Consider the following 15,122-nt stretch of genomic DNA (forward strand, 5'->3'; position numbering starts at 1 on the left):
AGCCGGTGAACATCCGGTATTAGCCCCAATTTCTTGGAGTTATCCCAGAGCCGGGGGCAGGTTGCCCACGTGTTACTCACCCGTTCGCCACTCATCCCCCCGCAAGCGGAGTTCAGCGTTCGACTTGCATGTGTTAAGCACGCCGCCAGCGTTCGTCCTGAGCCAGGATCAAACTCTCCGTAGATGCTTGATACCAGCTGAGAACCGCGACCTGACAGATCGCGATATCAATCAACCAAAGGAATCCCACCGCGCCCTGACGGACACGGACGGGGTATTACTTGGCACTGACTTTCGGCACGCTGTTGAGTTCTCAAGGAGCGGACGCACACCAACTCGACCCTCTCGGGCTCTGTCGGAGGCCTTGTTGTCCTACCCTGCGCCCCCAACGGGCGGCTCCTGCTGGGGCCTCCCCGCTCGCCCTCCCGGGCTGTGCGGCGCGCAGAGAGAAAGTTACGTGGCTGTCGGGACCGTGTCAAACCGGTGCGGCCGTGACGACGGACACCGTTCCGGAACCGGCGTGTCACACGCCGTTCACACGGCGGACCGCCTACCGAGTCGCCCGCTGGACGCCGGCCACCGCGCGCTTGCCCCGGCGCAGCACCAGCCACCCGCCGGGCAGCCAGGCCTCCTCCCCCGGGACGGCGTCGGCGTCGGTCACCCGCTCGTTGTTCAGGTACGCGCCGCCCTCCTTCACGGTGCGGCGCGCGTCGGACAGGCTCGAGGCGAGGCCGGTCTGCTGCAGCAGCTGGGCGACGGAGGGCGTCCCGCCGTCGACGGTCACGCTGCCGGCCTCCCGGAGCGCGGCGCCGAGGGTGTCGGCGCCGAGGGCCGAGAGGTCGTCGCGGCCGAACAGCGCCCGCCCGGCGGCCTCGGCCTGGCGGAGCTCGTCGGCCCCGTGCACCAGCAGCGTCAGCTCCTCGGCGAGCGCCCGCTGCGCCGCGCGGGAGGCCGGGCGCTCCTCGCTCTCGGCCAGCAGTGCCGCGACCTCCTCGGCGGGGCGCTCGGAGAACAGCGGCAGCCAGGTGCGGGCGTCGGCGTCGTCGGCGTTGAGCCAGAACTGGAAGAAGGCGTAGGGCGAGGTGAGCTGCGGGTCGAGCCAGACCGTGCCGCCCTCGCTCTTGCCGAACTTCTGCCCGTCGGACTTGGTGACCAGCTGGGTCGACAGCGCGTGCACGCTCGCGCCCTCCACCCGGCGGACGAGGTCGATGCCGGCGGTGAGGTTGCCCCACTGGTCCGAGCCGCCGGTCTGCAGCGTCACCCCGTGCCGGCGGTGCAGCTGGAGGAAGTCGTGGGCCTGCAGGATCTGGTAGCTGAACTCGGTGTAGCTGATCCCGGCCTCGGAGTTCAGCCGGGCCGAGACCGCCTCCTTGGCCAGCATCCGGCCGACCCGGAAGTGCTTGCCGAGGTCCCGGAGGAAGTCGATCGCCGACAGCGGCTCGGTCCAGGTGAGGTTGTCGACATAGACCGGCGTCGCCAGGCCGTCGCGCTCGGCGGGCAGGTCGAGGAACGGCGCCACCTGCCGGCGGATGCTGTCCACCCAGCCGGCCACCGTCGTCCGGTCGTTGAGCTGCCGCTCGGCGGTGGGCCGCGGGTCGCCGATCAGCCCGGTGGCGCCACCGACCAGCACGACCGGCCGGTGCCCGGCCCGCTGCAGCGCCCGCAGCACCATGAACTGCACCAGGTGCCCGACGTGCAGGCTCGGCGCGGTCGGGTCGAAGCCGCAGTAGTAGGTGACCGGCCCCTCGGCGAGCGCCGCGCGCAGCGCCTGCTCGTCGGTGGACTGGGCGATGAGGCCCCGGCGGTGCAGCTCGGAGAGGACGTCGGTCACGGGGCACCATCCTGCCCGGCGGGACGGCGGCGACGCGGACCGCCCGCACGGAACGGGCTCACCGACGGCGCGCCGGTCTCCCAGAAGCGCCAGGGCAGCTCGGTGGCCTTGGTGATCCCGACCCGCGGTCCGGCCGAGACGGCGTCCGGCTGCTGCCCGGCGTGCAGCCGGACCGGGGCGGCCGGGTCGAGCAGGTCGGTGCCGAGGTCGCCCGGCCCGATGCCGAGCGCCGCGGCGAGCCGGGCCGGACCGCGCGCGAGGTCGCGCGCCGCGCGGGCGGCCGGGCGGCGGACGCGGGCCAGGTCCTCCCCCACCGCCACCTCCCCCGCGCGCAGCAGCACCGCCGACCCGGTGCCCTCGGGGCCGACGACGACGTTGGCGCACCAGTGCACGCCGTAGCTGAAGTAGACGTAGAGCCGCCCCGGCGGGCCGAACATGATCGCCGCCCGCGGGGTGGGGCCGCGGTGGGAGTGCGCCGCGGGGTCCATCCCCTCCCCCGAGTACGCCTCCACCTCGGTCAGCCGGACGGCGACGGTGCCCTCGGGCCGGTCGGCGACCAGCCAGCAGCCGAGCAGCGCCGGCGCGACGACGTCGACCGGGCCGGCCAGCTCGGGTGCCGTGAGCAGCCGGCCGGGAGTGCTCAGAGCGCGGCCGCCACGGGCGAGCCGGCCGCCCAGCGCCCGTGCGCGGCGACGACGTCCTGCAGCGAGGCGAGCTGGTCGGCGACCCGGTCGGGCGCCGTCCCGCCGCGGGTGCTGCGGGCCTCGAGGGCGCCGCGCACCGACAGCACCGCGCGCACCTCGGGGGTGAGCCGCTCGTCGATGCCGGCGAGCTGGTCGTCGTCGAGCTGGTCGAGCTCGACGCCGGCCTCCTCGCAGAAGGACACCACCGCGCCGGAGATCTCGTGCGCCGAGCGGAACGGCACGCCGGTGCGCACCAGCCACTCGGCGACGTCGGTGGCCAGCGCGAAACCCTGCGGCGCGGCGGCCTCCAGCACCTCGGGGCGCAGGGCGAGCGTGGCGACCATCCCGGTGACGGCGGGCAGCAGGAGGAGGAGCTGCTCCAGGGAGTCGAAGACCGGCTCCTTGTCCTCCTGCAGGTCGCGGTCGTAGGCCAGCGGCAGGCCCTTGAGCATCGTCAGCAGGCCGGTGAGGTTGCCGACGAACCGGCCTGACTTGCCGCGCGCCAGCTCGGCGATGTCGGGGTTCTTCTTCTGCGGCATGATCGACGACCCGGTGGCCCAGGCGTCGTCGAGGCGGGCCCAGCCGAACTCCGTCGACGTCCAGAGCACCACCTCCTCCCCCAGCCGGGACAGGTGGACGCCGACCATCGCGGCGGCGAAGCAGAACTCGGCGGCGAAGTCGCGGTCGCTGACCGCGTCGATCGAGTTCTCCGCGGCCCGGTCGAAGCCCAGCTCGGCGGCGACGGCGTCGGGGTCCAGCGGCAGCGAGGAGCCGGCCAGCGCGCCGGAGCCGAGCGGGCTGACGGCGGCGCGGCGGTCCCAGTCGAGGAGGCGGTCGACGTCGCGGGCGAAGGCGTGCGCGTGGGCGAGCAGCTGGTGGGCGACGAGGACCGGCTGGGCGTGCTGCAGGTGGGTCATCCCGGGCGCCGGGACGTCGAGGTACCGCTCGGCCAGGCCCATCAGCGCGAACTCCAGCGACGCGAGCTCACCGACCAGCGCCCGGACGTTGTGCCGCAGGTAGAGCCGCAGGTCGGTGGCGACCTGGTCGTTGCGGCTGCGGCCGGCGCGCAGCTTGCCGCCGAGCGTGCCGAGCTTGGCGATCAGGCCGCGCTCGAGCGCCTCGTGCACGTCCTCGTCGGCCTCCACCGGCGCGAACGTGCCCGCGGCCACCTCGGCCGACAGCTCGGTGAGCGCACCGACCATCTGCTCGAGCTCGTCGGCGGTGAGCAGCCCGGCGCGGTGCAGCACCCGGGCGTGGGCGCGGGAGCCGGCGAGGTCGTAGGGCGCCAGCCGCCAGTCGACGTCGGTCGACTTCGACAGGGCCGCCATCGCCGGCGAGGGGCCACCGCCGAAGCGGCCGCCCCACAGCCGGGTCGAGGAGGGGGCCGGGGAGGTCTCCGAGGTCACGGTGCACTCTCCCCCACGCCGCCGGAGGGGTCGGCCGGGGGGTCGGCCGGCGTGCTGCGGGAGGCCAGCGTCCGCAGCCGGTCGGCCAGCGCGGCGCCGCCGTCGGGCTCCCGCGAGACGACGAGGAGGGTGTCGTCGCCGGCGATGGTGCCCAGGACGTCGGGCAGGCCCACCTTGTCCAGGGCGGAGGCGAGGAACTGCGCCGCGCCCGGCGGGGTGCGGACGACGGCGAGGTTGGCGCTGCCCTCGGCGCTGGTGAGCAGGTCGGCCAGCAGCCGGGTGAGCCTGGCCGGCGCGGCCTGGGCCGGGCGCAGGGGTGCGTTCTCCGGCGGCAGCACGTAGGACGCCGGGGCGCCGTCGGACCCGCGCAGCTTGACCGCGCCCAGCTCCTCGAGGTCGCGCGAGAGCGTGGCCTGGGTGACCTCGATGCCCGAGGCGGCCAGCAGCGCGGCGAGCTGGGTCTGCGAGGTGACCGGATGCGCCGCGACGAGCTCGCGGATGCGGGCCTGGCGCGCCGAGCGGGTCAGCGCCGTCGTCACCCCGACCGCTCCAGCAGCCAGGTGAGCAGGGCCTTCTGGGCGTGCAGGCGGTTCTCCGCCTCGTCCCACACCGCGCTCCGCGGCCCGTCGATCACCGAGGCGGCGATCTCCTTGCCGCGGTAGGCCGGCAGGCAGTGCAGCACGACGGCGTCGTCGGCGGCGCGGGCGAGCGCGGCGTCGTCCACCGCGTAGGGCAGGAACGGGGCGACGCGGGCGTCGTACTCCTCCTCCTGCCCCATCGACACCCAGGTGTCGGTGACCAGGACGTCGGCGCCGTCGGCGGCGGCCGCGGCGTCGGCGGTCCACAGCACCGAGCCGCCGGTCTCCGCCGCGATCTCCGCGGCGCGCTTGAGCACCGCCGGGTCGGGCGGGTACTCCTCGGGTGAGCCGATCCGCACGTGCATGCCGGCGGTCGCCCCGCCGAGCAGGTAGGAGTGCGCCATGTTGTTGGCGCCGTCACCGAGGTAGCTCAGCGACCGGCCGGGCAGCGAGCCCTTGTGCTCGGCCACCGTCTGCAGGTCGGCGAGGATCTGGCAGGGGTGGAAGGCGTCGGTGAGCGCGTTGACCACCGGCACCCGGCTGACCGCCGCCATCGCCTCGATGCGCTCCTGGCCGAAGGTGCGCCAGACGATCGCGGCGACCTGCCGGTCGAGCACCCGGGTGGTGTCCTCCACGGGCTCGCCGCGGCCGAGCTGGCTGGTGCCGGCGTCGATCACCAGCGGGTACCCGCCGAGCTCCGCGACGCCCACCGAGAAGCTGACCCGGGTGCGGGTGGAGGGCTTGTCGAACAGCACCGCCACCGCCCGGGGCACGCCGTTGGCCGCGCGCAGCGGGACCGGTGCGGCGTCGGTGTGCCGGGTGCGCTTGAGCTCGGCGGCCAGCGCCAGCACCTCGGCCTGCTCGGCCGGGGTGAGGTCGTCGTCGCGCAGGAGGTGGCGGGTCACTCCTGCGCCGCCGCGTCCAGGGCCGCGGGCAGCGCGGCGAGGAAGGCGTCGACCTGGGCGTCGGTGAGCACCAGCGAGGGGGCCAGCCGCAGCACGTCGGGGGCGACGGCGTTGGCCAGGAAGCCCGCGTCGCGCAGCGCCGTCTCCAGCGCCGCCGCGACAGGGGCGGTGAGGACGACGCCGAGCAGCGCGCCGCGCCCGCGGACGCCGGACACCACCGGGTGGCCGAGGCCCTCGATGCCGGCGGTGAACCGGTGCTCGAGCTCCTTGGCCCGCTCCAGGAGGCCCTCGTCGCGGATGGTGTCGAGGACGGCGAGCGCGGCCGCGGCGGCGATCGGGTTGCCGCCGAAGGTGGAGCCGTGCGAGCCGGCGGTCATCAGCTCCGCGGCGTCGCCGAAGGCCAGCGTGGCGCCCAGCGGCAGCCCGCCGCCGATCGCCTTGGCCAGGGTGACCAGGTCGGGCTGCAGCCCGTCGGCCTGGTGGGCGAACCAGTGGCCGGTGCGCCCGGTGCCGGTCTGCACCTCGTCGACGGCGAACAGCGCGCCCGCGGCCCGGGCGGTCTCCGCCGCGGCGGCCAGGTAGCCCGGCGGCGGGGGCTGCACGCCGCCCTCGCCGAGCATCGGCTCCAGCAGCACCATCGCCGTCCGCTCCGACACCACGTCGGCCAGCGCCCCGGCGTCGCCGTAGGGCACGTACCGCACGCCGCCGGGCAGCGGGGCGAACGCGGCGGCCTTGCTCGGCTGGCCGGTGAGCGCGAGCGCGCCCATGGTGCGGCCGTGGAAGGCGCCCTCGGCGGTGACCACCTCGGCCCGGCCGGTCAGCCGGCTGATCTTGAACGCGGCCTCGTTGGCCTCGGCACCGGAGTTGCAGAAGAACACCCGCCCGGGCCGGCCGGCCAGCTCCAGCAGCCGCTCGGCCAGGGTCACGCCGGGCTCGTGCATCGCCAGGTTGGAGACGTGCCCGAGGGTCTGCGCCTGCTTCGTGATCGCCTCGACGACGCGCGGGTGGGCGTGGCCGAGGATCGTCGTCGCGATGCCGCCGAGCAGGTCGGTGTACTCGCGGCCGTCGACGTCCCACACGGTGGCGCCCTCGCCGCGGGCCAGCGCGACCGGCGGCGTCCGGTAGTTGCCCATCATCACCGCCGACCAGCGGCCGGCCAGCTCCTCGGTGCGCGTCACTCGGCCGCCTCCTTCCCGGCCGGGACGACCATCGTCCCGGTGCCCTCGGTGGTGAACATCTCCAGCAGCAGGGCGTGCGGCGTGCGGCCGTCGACGACGGTCGCCCGCTTCACCCCGCCCTCGACCGCCCGCAGGCAGGCGGCCATCTTCGGGACCATCCCGGCGTCCAGGTCGGGGAGGATCTCGGCCAGCTCGGCGGCGTCGATCTGCTGCACCAGCGAGTCGCGGTCGGGCCAGTCGGCGTAGAGGCCCTCGACGTCGGTGAGCACGACGAGCTTCACCGCGCCCAGCGCCACGGCCACCGCGGCGGCGGCGGTGTCGGCGTTGACGTTGTGCACCACGCCGGCGCGGTCGGGGGCGACGGTGGCGATCACCGGGATCTTGCCGCGCTCGAGCAGCGCGGTGACCGGCGTCGGGTCGACGGCGACCACGTCGCCGACCAGGCCGACGTCGACCGGCTCGCCGCCGACGACCGCGGCGGTGCGCTCGGCGGTGAACAGGCCACCGTCCTCCCCGGACAGGCCCACCGCCAGCGGCCCGTGCTGGTTGACCAGCCCGACCACCTCGGGGGTGACCTGGCCGGTGAGCACCATGCGGACGACCTCGATGGTCTCCTCGGTGGTCACCCGCAGGCCGCCGCGGAACTCGCTGGCGATGCCGAGCCGGGTCAACATCTCGGTGATCTGCGGGCCGCCGCCGTGCACGACGACGGGCAGGATGCCGCAGGTCCGCAGGAAGACCATGTCGTCGGCGAAGGCGCGGCGGCACTCGTCGTCGACCATCGCGTGGCCGCCGTACTTGATCACCACGACGTTGCCGTGGAACTCCTTGAGCCACGGCAGCGCCCCGGTGAGGACGGCGATCCGGCGGGCGTCGCCCTCGGGGTCGTGGGTGCGCATGACCCGGCTGGTGCCGATCCGCCGCCGGGGCGGGGGCACCTCGTCGACGGCCACGTCGGGCGGGGTGGGGTCCTGGGCGTTCTCGCTGCTCATGTGGAGTAGGCCGAGTTCTCGTGCACGTAGGCGATGGACAGGTCGTTGGTCCAGATCGTGGCCTGCTCGTCGCCGGCCCGGAGGTCGACGTCGATGGTGATCGCGCGGCCGGTGAGGTCGACGCCCTCGCGGGGGTCGCCGATCGCGCCGCCGCGGCAGACGGTGACGCCGTTGATCGTCACGTCGACCCGGTCGGGCTCGAAGGCGGCGTCGGTGGTGCCGATCGCGGCGAGCACCCGGCCCCAGTTGGGGTCGTTGCCGAACAGCGCGGTCTTGAGCAGGTTGTTGCGGGCGCAGGCGCGGCCGGCGGTGAGCGCGTCGGCGACGCTGGCGGCGTTGCGGACGGTGATCGCGATGTCCTTGGTGGAGCCCTCGGCGTCGGCGAGCAGCTGCATGGCCAGGTCGGTGGCCGCGGCGGTGAGCGCCTCGGCGACCTCCTCCGCGCTCGGCGTGACGCCGCTGGCGCCGTTGGCCAGGACGATCACCGTGTCGTTGGTGGACAGGCAGCCGTCGGAGTCGACCCGCTCGACGCTGACCGCGGTGGCCTGCTCCAGTGCCGCCTGCAGGGTGCCGGCGTCGACCACCGCGTCGGTGGTGAGGACGACGAGCATCGTGGCCAGGCTGGGAGCCAGCATGCCGGCGCCCTTGGCCATCCCGCCCACGGTCCAGCCGTCGCGGTGCTGGACCGTCGTCTTGGGCACGCTGTCGGTGGTCATGATCGCCCGGGCGGCGTCGTCCCCGCCGTCCGCGCGGAGGGCCGCCGCCGCCGCGGTGACCCCGGCGGTGAGCTTCTCCATGGGCAGCCGGACGCCGATCAGGCCGGTGGAGGCGACGGCCACGTCGATCGCGCCGAGCTCCAGACCGGCACGGCCGAGCTCGGCGGCCGCGTGCTCGGCGGTGGCGTGGGTGTCGCCGAAGCCCTCCGGGCCGGTGCAGGCGTTGGCCCCGCCGGAGTTGAGCACGACCGCGCGCGCCCGGCCGGTGGCCAGCACCTGCCGGCTCCACTGCACCGGGGCGGCCGGGAATCGGTTGGTGGTGAAGACGGCGGCCGCGGCGTCGTGCGGGCCGTCGTTGACGACCAGCGCGACGTCCGGCGCGCCGGAGGACTTGAGGCCGGCGGCGACCCCGGCCGCCCGGAACCCCTGCGGGGCGGTGGCGCTCACGGGGCCACCCCCACGATCGGCAGGCCGGTGGTCTCGGGCAGGCCGAGGGCGAGGTTGGCGCACTGGACCGCCGCTCCGCCGGTGCCCTTGGTCAGGTTGTCGACCGCGGCGACGACCACCAGCCGGCCGGCGTCGGGGTCGACGGCGAGCTGCAGGGCGACGGTGTTGGCGCCGAGCACCTGCGCCGTCGTCGGCCACTGGCCCTCGGGCAGCAGGTGGACGAACGGCTCGTCGGCGTAGGCCTTCTCGTAGGCGGCTCGGACGGCGGCCTCGTCGGCGCCCGCGGCCAGCGGTGCCGAGCAGGTGGCGAGGATGCCCCGGCTCATCGGCACCAGCGTCGGGGTGAAGCTGACGGTGACGTCCCGGCCGGCGGCCTGCGAGAGGTTCTGCACCATCTCCGGGGTGTGCCGGTGGACGCCGCCCACGCCGTAGGCGCTCACCGAGCCCATCACCTCGCTGCCGAGCAGGTGCGGCTTGGCCGACTTCCCGGCCCCGGAGGTGCCGCTGGCGGCGACCACGACGACCTCGGGCGCGACCAGGCCCGCGGCCAGCGCGGGGGCGAGGGCGAGGGTCACCGACGTCGGGTAGCAGCCGGGGACGGCGATCCGCCGGGCGCCGGCGAGCCGCTCCCGCTGGCCGGGCAGCTCGGGCAGGCCGTAGGGCCAGGTGCCGGCGTGCGCGGAGCCGTACCACCGCGCCCAGGCGGCGGGGTCGTTGAGCCGGTGGTCGGCGCCGCAGTCGATGACGAGGGTGTCCTCGGCCAGCTGCGCGGCGACAGCCGCGGACTCGCCGTGAGGCAGGGCGAGCACGACGACGTCGTAGCCGGCCAGCAGCCCGGGGTCGCTGGGCTGGACCTCGAGGTCGGCGTAGGGCAGCAGGTGCGGCTGCAGCTCGCCCAGGCGTCGACCGGCGCTCGAGTTGGCGTGCACCCCGGCCAGCCGGAGGCTCGGGTGCCCGGCCAGCAGCCGGCACACCTCACCCCCCGCGTACCCGGTGGCGCCGGTGACCCCGACCGTCCACGTCTGCCCTGTGTTCACGGTGCATGACCATACATGTCCGTGCATGACCGTTCATCAGCAGGGGCGCTCGGTGTCGTCTCGCGCGCGGTCGTGCTCTGCCCCGCTGACGTGGGCAGAGCACGAGATCCGGCCGGACACCCCCTGCCGCCCACCTTCGTGCTCTGCCCCGCCGGTGTGGGCAGAGCACGACTGCGCTCGGGGCGACCCCGGGGCCGAGGATGGGCCGGTGCTGCACGCCTGCCTCAACGGCGCCCGCCGTCCCGGCGCGCACCCGGCGCTGCCCGTCACCGCGGACGAGCTGGCCGCCGACGCCGTCGCCGTCCGGGCCGCCGGGGCGGGCGCGGTGCACCTGCACCCCAAGGACGCCGCGGGCGCGGACACGCTGGACGCGGTCGCCCTGGCCGCCGCGCTCACCGCGGTGCGGGCGGCGGCGCCCGGGCTGCCGGTCGGTGTCACCACCGGCGCCTGGGCCGCACCCGGTGCGGTGGCCCGGGTGGCCGCGGTGCGGTCCTGGACCGCGCTGCCCGACACCGCCTCGGTCAACTGGCACGAGGACGGCGCGCAGGCGGTCGCCGCCGCGCTGCTCGACCGGGGCGTCGGGGTGGAGGCCGGCCTGTGGCACGCCGACGCCGTCCGCGCCTGGCGGGCCTCCCGGCTGCGCGACCGGTGCTGCCGGGTGCTCGTCGAGCTGCCCGACGGCCCGGGCGCCACGGCGGCCGAGGAGCTCGCCGTGCAGCTGCTCGCCGCGGTCGGCACGGGTCCGGACGGCTGGACCCCGGGCGGGGTGCCGGTGCAGCTGCACGGGGAGGGCAGCACCGCCTGGCCGGCGCTGCGGTGCGCGCTGCGGTGGGGGCTGGCCACCCGGGTCGGGCTCGAGGACACCCTCGTCCTGCCCGACGGGAGCCCCGCGCCGGGCAACGCCGCCCTGGTGCTCGCCGCGCGCTCCCTGGGCGCGGGCTGAGCGGGTCAGCCCAGCGGGTCGGTGTCGCCGTAGGGCACCAGCCGCAGGCGACGGGCGTCGCCGGACGGCGTGGTGGCGCGCAGCGTGGCGAGGTCGTCGACACCGGCGCGGACGAACCGGCCCGACCACTGGTCGAGCTCGCCGGCGGCGATGGCCACCACCAGGTCGACGACGTCCTCCGGGCGGGTCCACTCGGTGCGGCCGGCGTGCATCGGCATGGCGCGGGTCATCGCGGTGTCCACCACGCCCGGCGCCAGGTCGAAGGCCCGCACGCCGTGCGCGGCGCCGGCCAGGTCGATCGCCTCGGTGAGCCGCAGCTGCGCGGTCTTGCCGGCCGAGTAGGCGCTGTAGCGGGGGTTCGCGCGGGTGCTGATCCCGCTGGCCAGGTCGACCACCCGACCACCGCCCGCCGCGACCATGCCGGGCAGCACGGCGCGGGCGAGCAGGAACGGCCCGCGCACCTGGCTCTCGACCACGGCCCACCACTGCTCGGGGTCGGCCTCCCACAGCGGCACCTCGGCGGCGTCGATCAGGCCGGCGTTGTTGACCAGCAGGCCGACCGGCCCGAGGACCTGCGCCACCTCGGCGACGGCGGCGTCGACCGCGGCCCGGTCGGTGACGTCGGCGGGCAGCGCCAGCGTGCGGGCGCCGGTGGCGGCCGCGACGTCGTCCATCGCGGCGCGCAGCCGCTCGGCGCCCCGGGCCAGCCCGGCCACCGCGGCGCCGCGCGCCGCCAACCCCTCGGCGAGGTGCCGGCCGATGCCCGCCGACGCCCCGGTGACCAGCGCGACGAGGCCGGTGAGGTCAGGCACCGCTGCGCAGGCTGATCCCCTGCAGCTCGACGACGGCGACGATGCCCTCCCGCACCCGGGCGACGTCCTCGGCGGTCAGCGTGCGGTCCGGGGCGCGCAGCACCAGCGAGTACGCCAGCGAGCGGGACCCGGCCGGCACCGGCGGGCCGGAGTACACGTCGAAGAGGCGCACCGCCTCGAACAGCTCCCCCGCTCCCCCGCGCACCAGCGACTCCACGTGCGAGGCGGTGATCTCGTCGGGCACGACGAAGGCCAGGTCGAGGAAGACCGGCGGGAAGGTGGAGATCCGCGGGCCCACCGGCACGGCGGCCGGCGGCAGCGCGTCGACGTCGAGCTCCATCGCCGACGTGCGGGCCGGCAGCTCCAGCGCCGCGCACACCCGCGGGTGCAGCTCGCCGGCGTACCCGACGACCCGGTCGCCACCGGCCTCGCTGACGACCAGCTCCGCGCACCGGCCCGGGTGCCAGGGCGCCTGCTCACCCGGGCGGACGAACAGCTGCACGCCTGCGGCCGCGGCCACCAGCCGCGCGGCCTGCACGGCGTCGGCCCACCCGGCCGGGCGGCCCGGACCCCACCAGCCGCGCGGCTCGCGGGCACCGGTCAGCGCGACGGCGACGTGCCAGGGCTGGTCGGGCACCGCGCCCAGCAGCGCGGCCAGCGTCTCCTCGTCGGGCCGGGTGTCGACGCCGGGCAGCGGCGCGGGCTCCCGCACCCCGCCGGTGAACACCGACCCGTGCTCGAACAGCGCGACGTCGCGGCGGCCGCGGGCGAGGTTGCGGGCCAGCGTGGCCAGCAGCCCGGGCAGCAGCGTGGTGCGCAGCGCCGGCTCCTCCTCGCGGAGCGGGTTGCGCACGAGCAGCACCTCGCGGCGCGGGTCGTCCTCGGGCAGGCCGAGGGCGTCGAGGGCGGGCAGCCCGACGAAGGGGTAGGCCGGGGCCTCGACGTGGCCGGCCTCGGCCAGCGCACGGCCGATGGCGCGGCGGCGGCGCTGGGTCTCGGTCAGGCCGCGCCCGGGCGGGGCGGTGGGCAGCACCGAGGGGACGTCGTCGTAGCCGGCGAGCCGGACGACCTCCTCGACCAGGTCGGCCGGGTCGGTGAGGTCGGGGCGCCAGGACGGCGGGGTGACGGCGAGGCGGTCGCCGTCGGCGTCCACGGCGCAGCCGACGGCCTCCAGCAGCCCGACCACCTGCGCCGGCGGGTACGGCACGCCGGACACCCGGCCCGGGCGCGCGGCGTCCAGCGGGATCGACGGCGGCGGGCGGCGGGTGTCGACGTCGACGAGCCCGCCCACGACCCGCGCGCCGCCGTGCTCGGCCAGCAGCTGCGCGGCGCGGGCCAGCGCGGCCACGGTCATCGCGGGGTCGACGCCGCGCTCGAAGCGCTTCGCGGCCTCGCTGGGCAGCCGGTGCCGCCGGGCGGTGCGGGCCACGCCGGTGGGCTCCCAGTGCGCGGCCTCGAGCAGCACGGCGCGGGTGCCGTCGCCGATCTCGGTGGAGGCCCCGCCCATCACGGCGGCCAGGCCGATCGGGCCGGTGTCGTCGGTGATGAGCAGGTCGTCGCCGGACAGCTGCCGGTCGGCGCCGTCGAGGGTGGTCAGCCGCTCGCCCTCGCGGGCCCGGCGCACGACGATCGGGCCGGTCACCGCGTCCCGGTCGAAGGCGTGCATCGGCTGGCCGAGCTCGAGCATCACGTAGTTGGTGACGTCGACGGCCAGCGAGATCGAGCGGATGCCCGACTGGGCCAGCCGGCGGCGCATCCACCACGGGCTCGGCGCCGCCGGGTCCAGGCCCTCCAGCGCCACCATCGAGAACCGGTCGCAGCGGCCGGCGTCGGCGACGGTGACCTCCCACGCCGGCTCGCCGGACCACCCGGGGACCTCCGCCGCGCCCGGGTCGCGCCACGCGACGTCCAGGCCGGTGCCCACCTCGCGGGCGATGCCGCGCATCGACAGGCAGTAGCCGCGGTCGGGGGTGACGGCGAGCTCGACGACGACGTCGTCGAGGCCCACGACCGGCCGCGCCTCGGCGCCCGGCTCGAAGCCGTCGCCGAGCACCAGGATCCCGGCGTGGTCCTCGCCGATGCCCAGCTCGCGGGCGGAGCAGATCATCCCGTCGGAGACGTGGTCGTAGGTCTTCCGCGCGGCGATCTCGAACCCGCCGGGCAGCACCGCACCGGGCAGCGCGACGACGACGGTGTCGCCCACCGCGAAGTTGGTCGCCCCGCAGACGATGCCTCTCGGCGCGGCCTCGCCGACGTCGACCTGGCACCAGCGGATGGGCTTCTTGAAGCCGGTGAGCTCCTCGACGTCGAGCACCCGGCCGACCACCAGCGGGCCGGTGACCTCGGCCGGGCGGTGCACCTCCTCGACCTCCAGGCCCAGCCGGACGAAGGTGGCGTCGAGCTCCTCGACGGTCCTCCCGGCGGGGACGTCGACGTACTCGGCCAGCCAGCCGACGGGGACCCGCATCTAGAGCTCCACTCCGAACGCCTCGGTGAACCGGACGTCGCCCTCGACGATGTCGCGCATGTCGCCGACGCCCGAGCGGAACTGCAGCGCCCGCTCGATGCCGACGCCGAAGGCGAAGCCGCTGTACTCCTCCGGGTCGACACCGCAGGCCACCAGCACCCGCGGGTTGACCATCCCGCAGCCGCCCCACTCGACCCAGCGCGGGCCGTCGCGGTGCTCGGGGAACCACACGTCGAACTCCGCCGACGGCTCGGTGAACGGGAAGTACGACGGCCGCCAGCGGGTGACCGCCTCGGGGCCGAACAGCGACCGCGCCAGGTGGTCGAGCGTGCCGCGCAGGTGCGCCATCGTCAGCCCGCGGTCCACGGCCAGGCCCTCGACCTGGTGGAACACCGGGGTGTGCGTCGCGTCGAGCTCGTCGGTGCGGTAGACCCGCCCGGGCGCGACGACGTACACCGGCGGCGTGCGCGACAGGAGCGTCCGGGCCTGCACCGGGCTGGTGTGCGTGCGCAGCACCAGGCCGGAGTCCTCGTCCCGGTCCCGCCCGCCCGCGACGAAGAAGGTGTCCATCATCGTGCGCGCCGGGTGGTCGCGGCCGATGTTGAGCGCGTCGAAGTTGAACCACTCCGCCTCGAGCTCGGGGCCGTCGGCGACCTCGTAGCCCATGCCGACGAAGACGTCGGCGATCCGCTCCTGCAGTGTGGTCAGCGGGTGCCGGGCACCGCGCGGGCGGCGGTCCCAGGGCAGCGTGACGTCGACCCGCTCCTCGGCCAGCGCCCGCGCGTCCCGCTCGGCCTCGAGGGCGGCCTTGCGCGCCTCGTGGGCCTCGGTGACCGCGACCCGGGCGGCGTTGACCCGCTTGCCGGCGTCGGCGCGGGCGGCCGGCGGCAGCGCCCCGAGCTCGCGGCGGGCCAGCGGGACGGGCGCGCGGTCGCCGAGGTGGGCCGGGCGGACGGCGGCCAGCGCGTCGAGGTCGGCCGCCGTCGCGAAGGCCTCGCGGGCCGCGGCGACCGCGGCGTCGAGGGCCTCGGCCGACAGGGCCGCGACCTGCTTGGGGTCGTAGGGGTCGTTGGCGCCGGACACGGGAGGCCATTCTGCCCGGCACGCGCCCCGCCCCGCCCCCGGGT

The 15,122-nt window shown here is 76.1% G+C and carries 13 protein-coding genes and 1 rRNA gene; 1 reads left to right on the forward strand and 13 read right to left on the reverse strand.

Annotated elements, in window-relative coordinates; translation table 11 throughout:
* The 10 genes from BLQ97_RS15890 to argC form a co-directional block, all read right to left on the reverse strand.
* Positions 1 to 184, reverse strand: a 16S ribosomal RNA gene (locus BLQ97_RS15890); the annotation flags it as partial.
* Positions 185 to 550: 366 nt separating this feature from the next.
* Positions 551 to 1,831, reverse strand: coding sequence for a tyrosine--tRNA ligase (tyrS, locus tag BLQ97_RS15895; RefSeq protein WP_091367020.1), 1,281 nt, complete (start codon positions 1,829 to 1,831; stop codon positions 551 to 553).
* Entirely contained in the window at positions 1,828 to 2,508 is a 681-nt protein-coding gene (locus tag BLQ97_RS15900) for a DNA-3-methyladenine glycosylase (RefSeq protein ID WP_342670514.1), read from the reverse strand. Before BLQ97_RS15900 ends, tyrS begins: the two co-directional genes overlap by 4 nt.
* The gene (gene argH, locus BLQ97_RS15905; RefSeq protein ID WP_091367021.1) at positions 2,472 to 3,920 is read right to left on the reverse strand and encodes an argininosuccinate lyase; all 1,449 of its coding nucleotides are present in this window, start codon (positions 3,918 to 3,920) and stop codon (positions 2,472 to 2,474) included. Before argH ends, BLQ97_RS15900 begins: the two co-directional genes overlap by 37 nt.
* Positions 3,917 to 4,459, reverse strand: a complete 543-nt coding sequence (locus BLQ97_RS15910; protein WP_091367022.1) for an arginine repressor — start codon at positions 4,457 to 4,459, stop codon at positions 3,917 to 3,919. Before BLQ97_RS15910 ends, argH begins: the two co-directional genes overlap by 4 nt.
* Positions 4,456 to 5,403, reverse strand: a complete 948-nt coding sequence (argF, locus tag BLQ97_RS15915; RefSeq protein WP_091367023.1) for an ornithine carbamoyltransferase — start codon at positions 5,401 to 5,403, stop codon at positions 4,456 to 4,458. Before argF ends, BLQ97_RS15910 begins: the two co-directional genes overlap by 4 nt.
* Complete coding sequence (locus BLQ97_RS15920; protein ID WP_091367024.1) at positions 5,400 to 6,581, reverse strand: acetylornithine transaminase; 1,182 nt, start codon at positions 6,579 to 6,581, stop codon at positions 5,400 to 5,402. The genes argF and BLQ97_RS15920 overlap by 4 nt, the downstream gene beginning before the upstream one ends.
* A complete protein-coding gene (argB, locus tag BLQ97_RS15925) occupies positions 6,578 to 7,573 on the reverse strand; it encodes an acetylglutamate kinase (protein ID WP_091367025.1) in 996 nt (331 codons plus the stop codon). The genes BLQ97_RS15920 and argB overlap by 4 nt, the downstream gene beginning before the upstream one ends.
* The gene (gene argJ / locus BLQ97_RS15930) at positions 7,570 to 8,736 is read right to left on the reverse strand and encodes a bifunctional glutamate N-acetyltransferase/amino-acid acetyltransferase ArgJ (RefSeq protein ID WP_091367026.1); all 1,167 of its coding nucleotides are present in this window, start codon (positions 8,734 to 8,736) and stop codon (positions 7,570 to 7,572) included. Before argJ ends, argB begins: the two co-directional genes overlap by 4 nt.
* Positions 8,733 to 9,773 (reverse strand): N-acetyl-gamma-glutamyl-phosphate reductase, encoded by a 1,041-nt coding sequence (gene argC / locus BLQ97_RS15935; RefSeq protein WP_217637227.1) that lies wholly within the window; start codon positions 9,771 to 9,773, stop codon positions 8,733 to 8,735. The genes argJ and argC overlap by 4 nt, the downstream gene beginning before the upstream one ends.
* 208 nt (positions 9,774 to 9,981) lie before the next feature.
* Here argC and BLQ97_RS15940 point away from each other — a divergent pair, with 208 nt between their 5' ends.
* Positions 9,982 to 10,716: a 3-keto-5-aminohexanoate cleavage protein gene (locus tag BLQ97_RS15940; RefSeq protein WP_217637228.1), complete on the forward strand. Its 735-nt coding sequence runs from the start codon at positions 9,982 to 9,984 to the stop codon at positions 10,714 to 10,716.
* A 5-nt stretch (positions 10,717 to 10,721) separates the two neighbouring features.
* Here the strand turns inward: BLQ97_RS15940 and BLQ97_RS15945 are convergent, their stop codons facing one another.
* Genes BLQ97_RS15945 through pheS form a run of 3 tightly spaced genes read right to left on the reverse strand, consistent with a single transcriptional unit; the run spans position 10,722 to position 15,078 of the window.
* Positions 10,722 to 11,528: an SDR family NAD(P)-dependent oxidoreductase gene (locus tag BLQ97_RS15945; protein ID WP_091367029.1), complete on the reverse strand. Its 807-nt coding sequence runs from the start codon at positions 11,526 to 11,528 to the stop codon at positions 10,722 to 10,724.
* Positions 11,521 to 13,995, reverse strand: coding sequence for a phenylalanine--tRNA ligase subunit beta (gene pheT, locus BLQ97_RS15950; protein WP_091367030.1), 2,475 nt, complete (start codon positions 13,993 to 13,995; stop codon positions 11,521 to 11,523). Before pheT ends, BLQ97_RS15945 begins: the two co-directional genes overlap by 8 nt.
* Positions 13,996 to 15,078, reverse strand: a complete 1,083-nt coding sequence (gene pheS, locus BLQ97_RS15955) for a phenylalanine--tRNA ligase subunit alpha (RefSeq protein WP_091367031.1) — start codon at positions 15,076 to 15,078, stop codon at positions 13,996 to 13,998.
* Between the last annotated feature and the right edge of the window lie 44 nt (positions 15,079 to 15,122).

Origin of the sequence: Geodermatophilus telluris, from assembly GCF_900102745.1 — a bacterium.
Taxonomy (GTDB): Bacteria; Actinomycetota; Actinomycetes; order Mycobacteriales; family Geodermatophilaceae; genus Geodermatophilus; species Geodermatophilus telluris.

Coding starts and splice junctions, on each gene's coding strand:
- argB (WP_091367025.1), bottom strand. CDS start 7,573: ATGAGCAGCGAGAACGCCCAGGACCCCACCCCGCCCGACGTGGCCGTC.
- pheT (WP_091367030.1), bottom strand. CDS start 13,995: ATGCGGGTCCCCGTCGGCTGGCTGGCCGAGTACGTCGACGTCCCCGCC.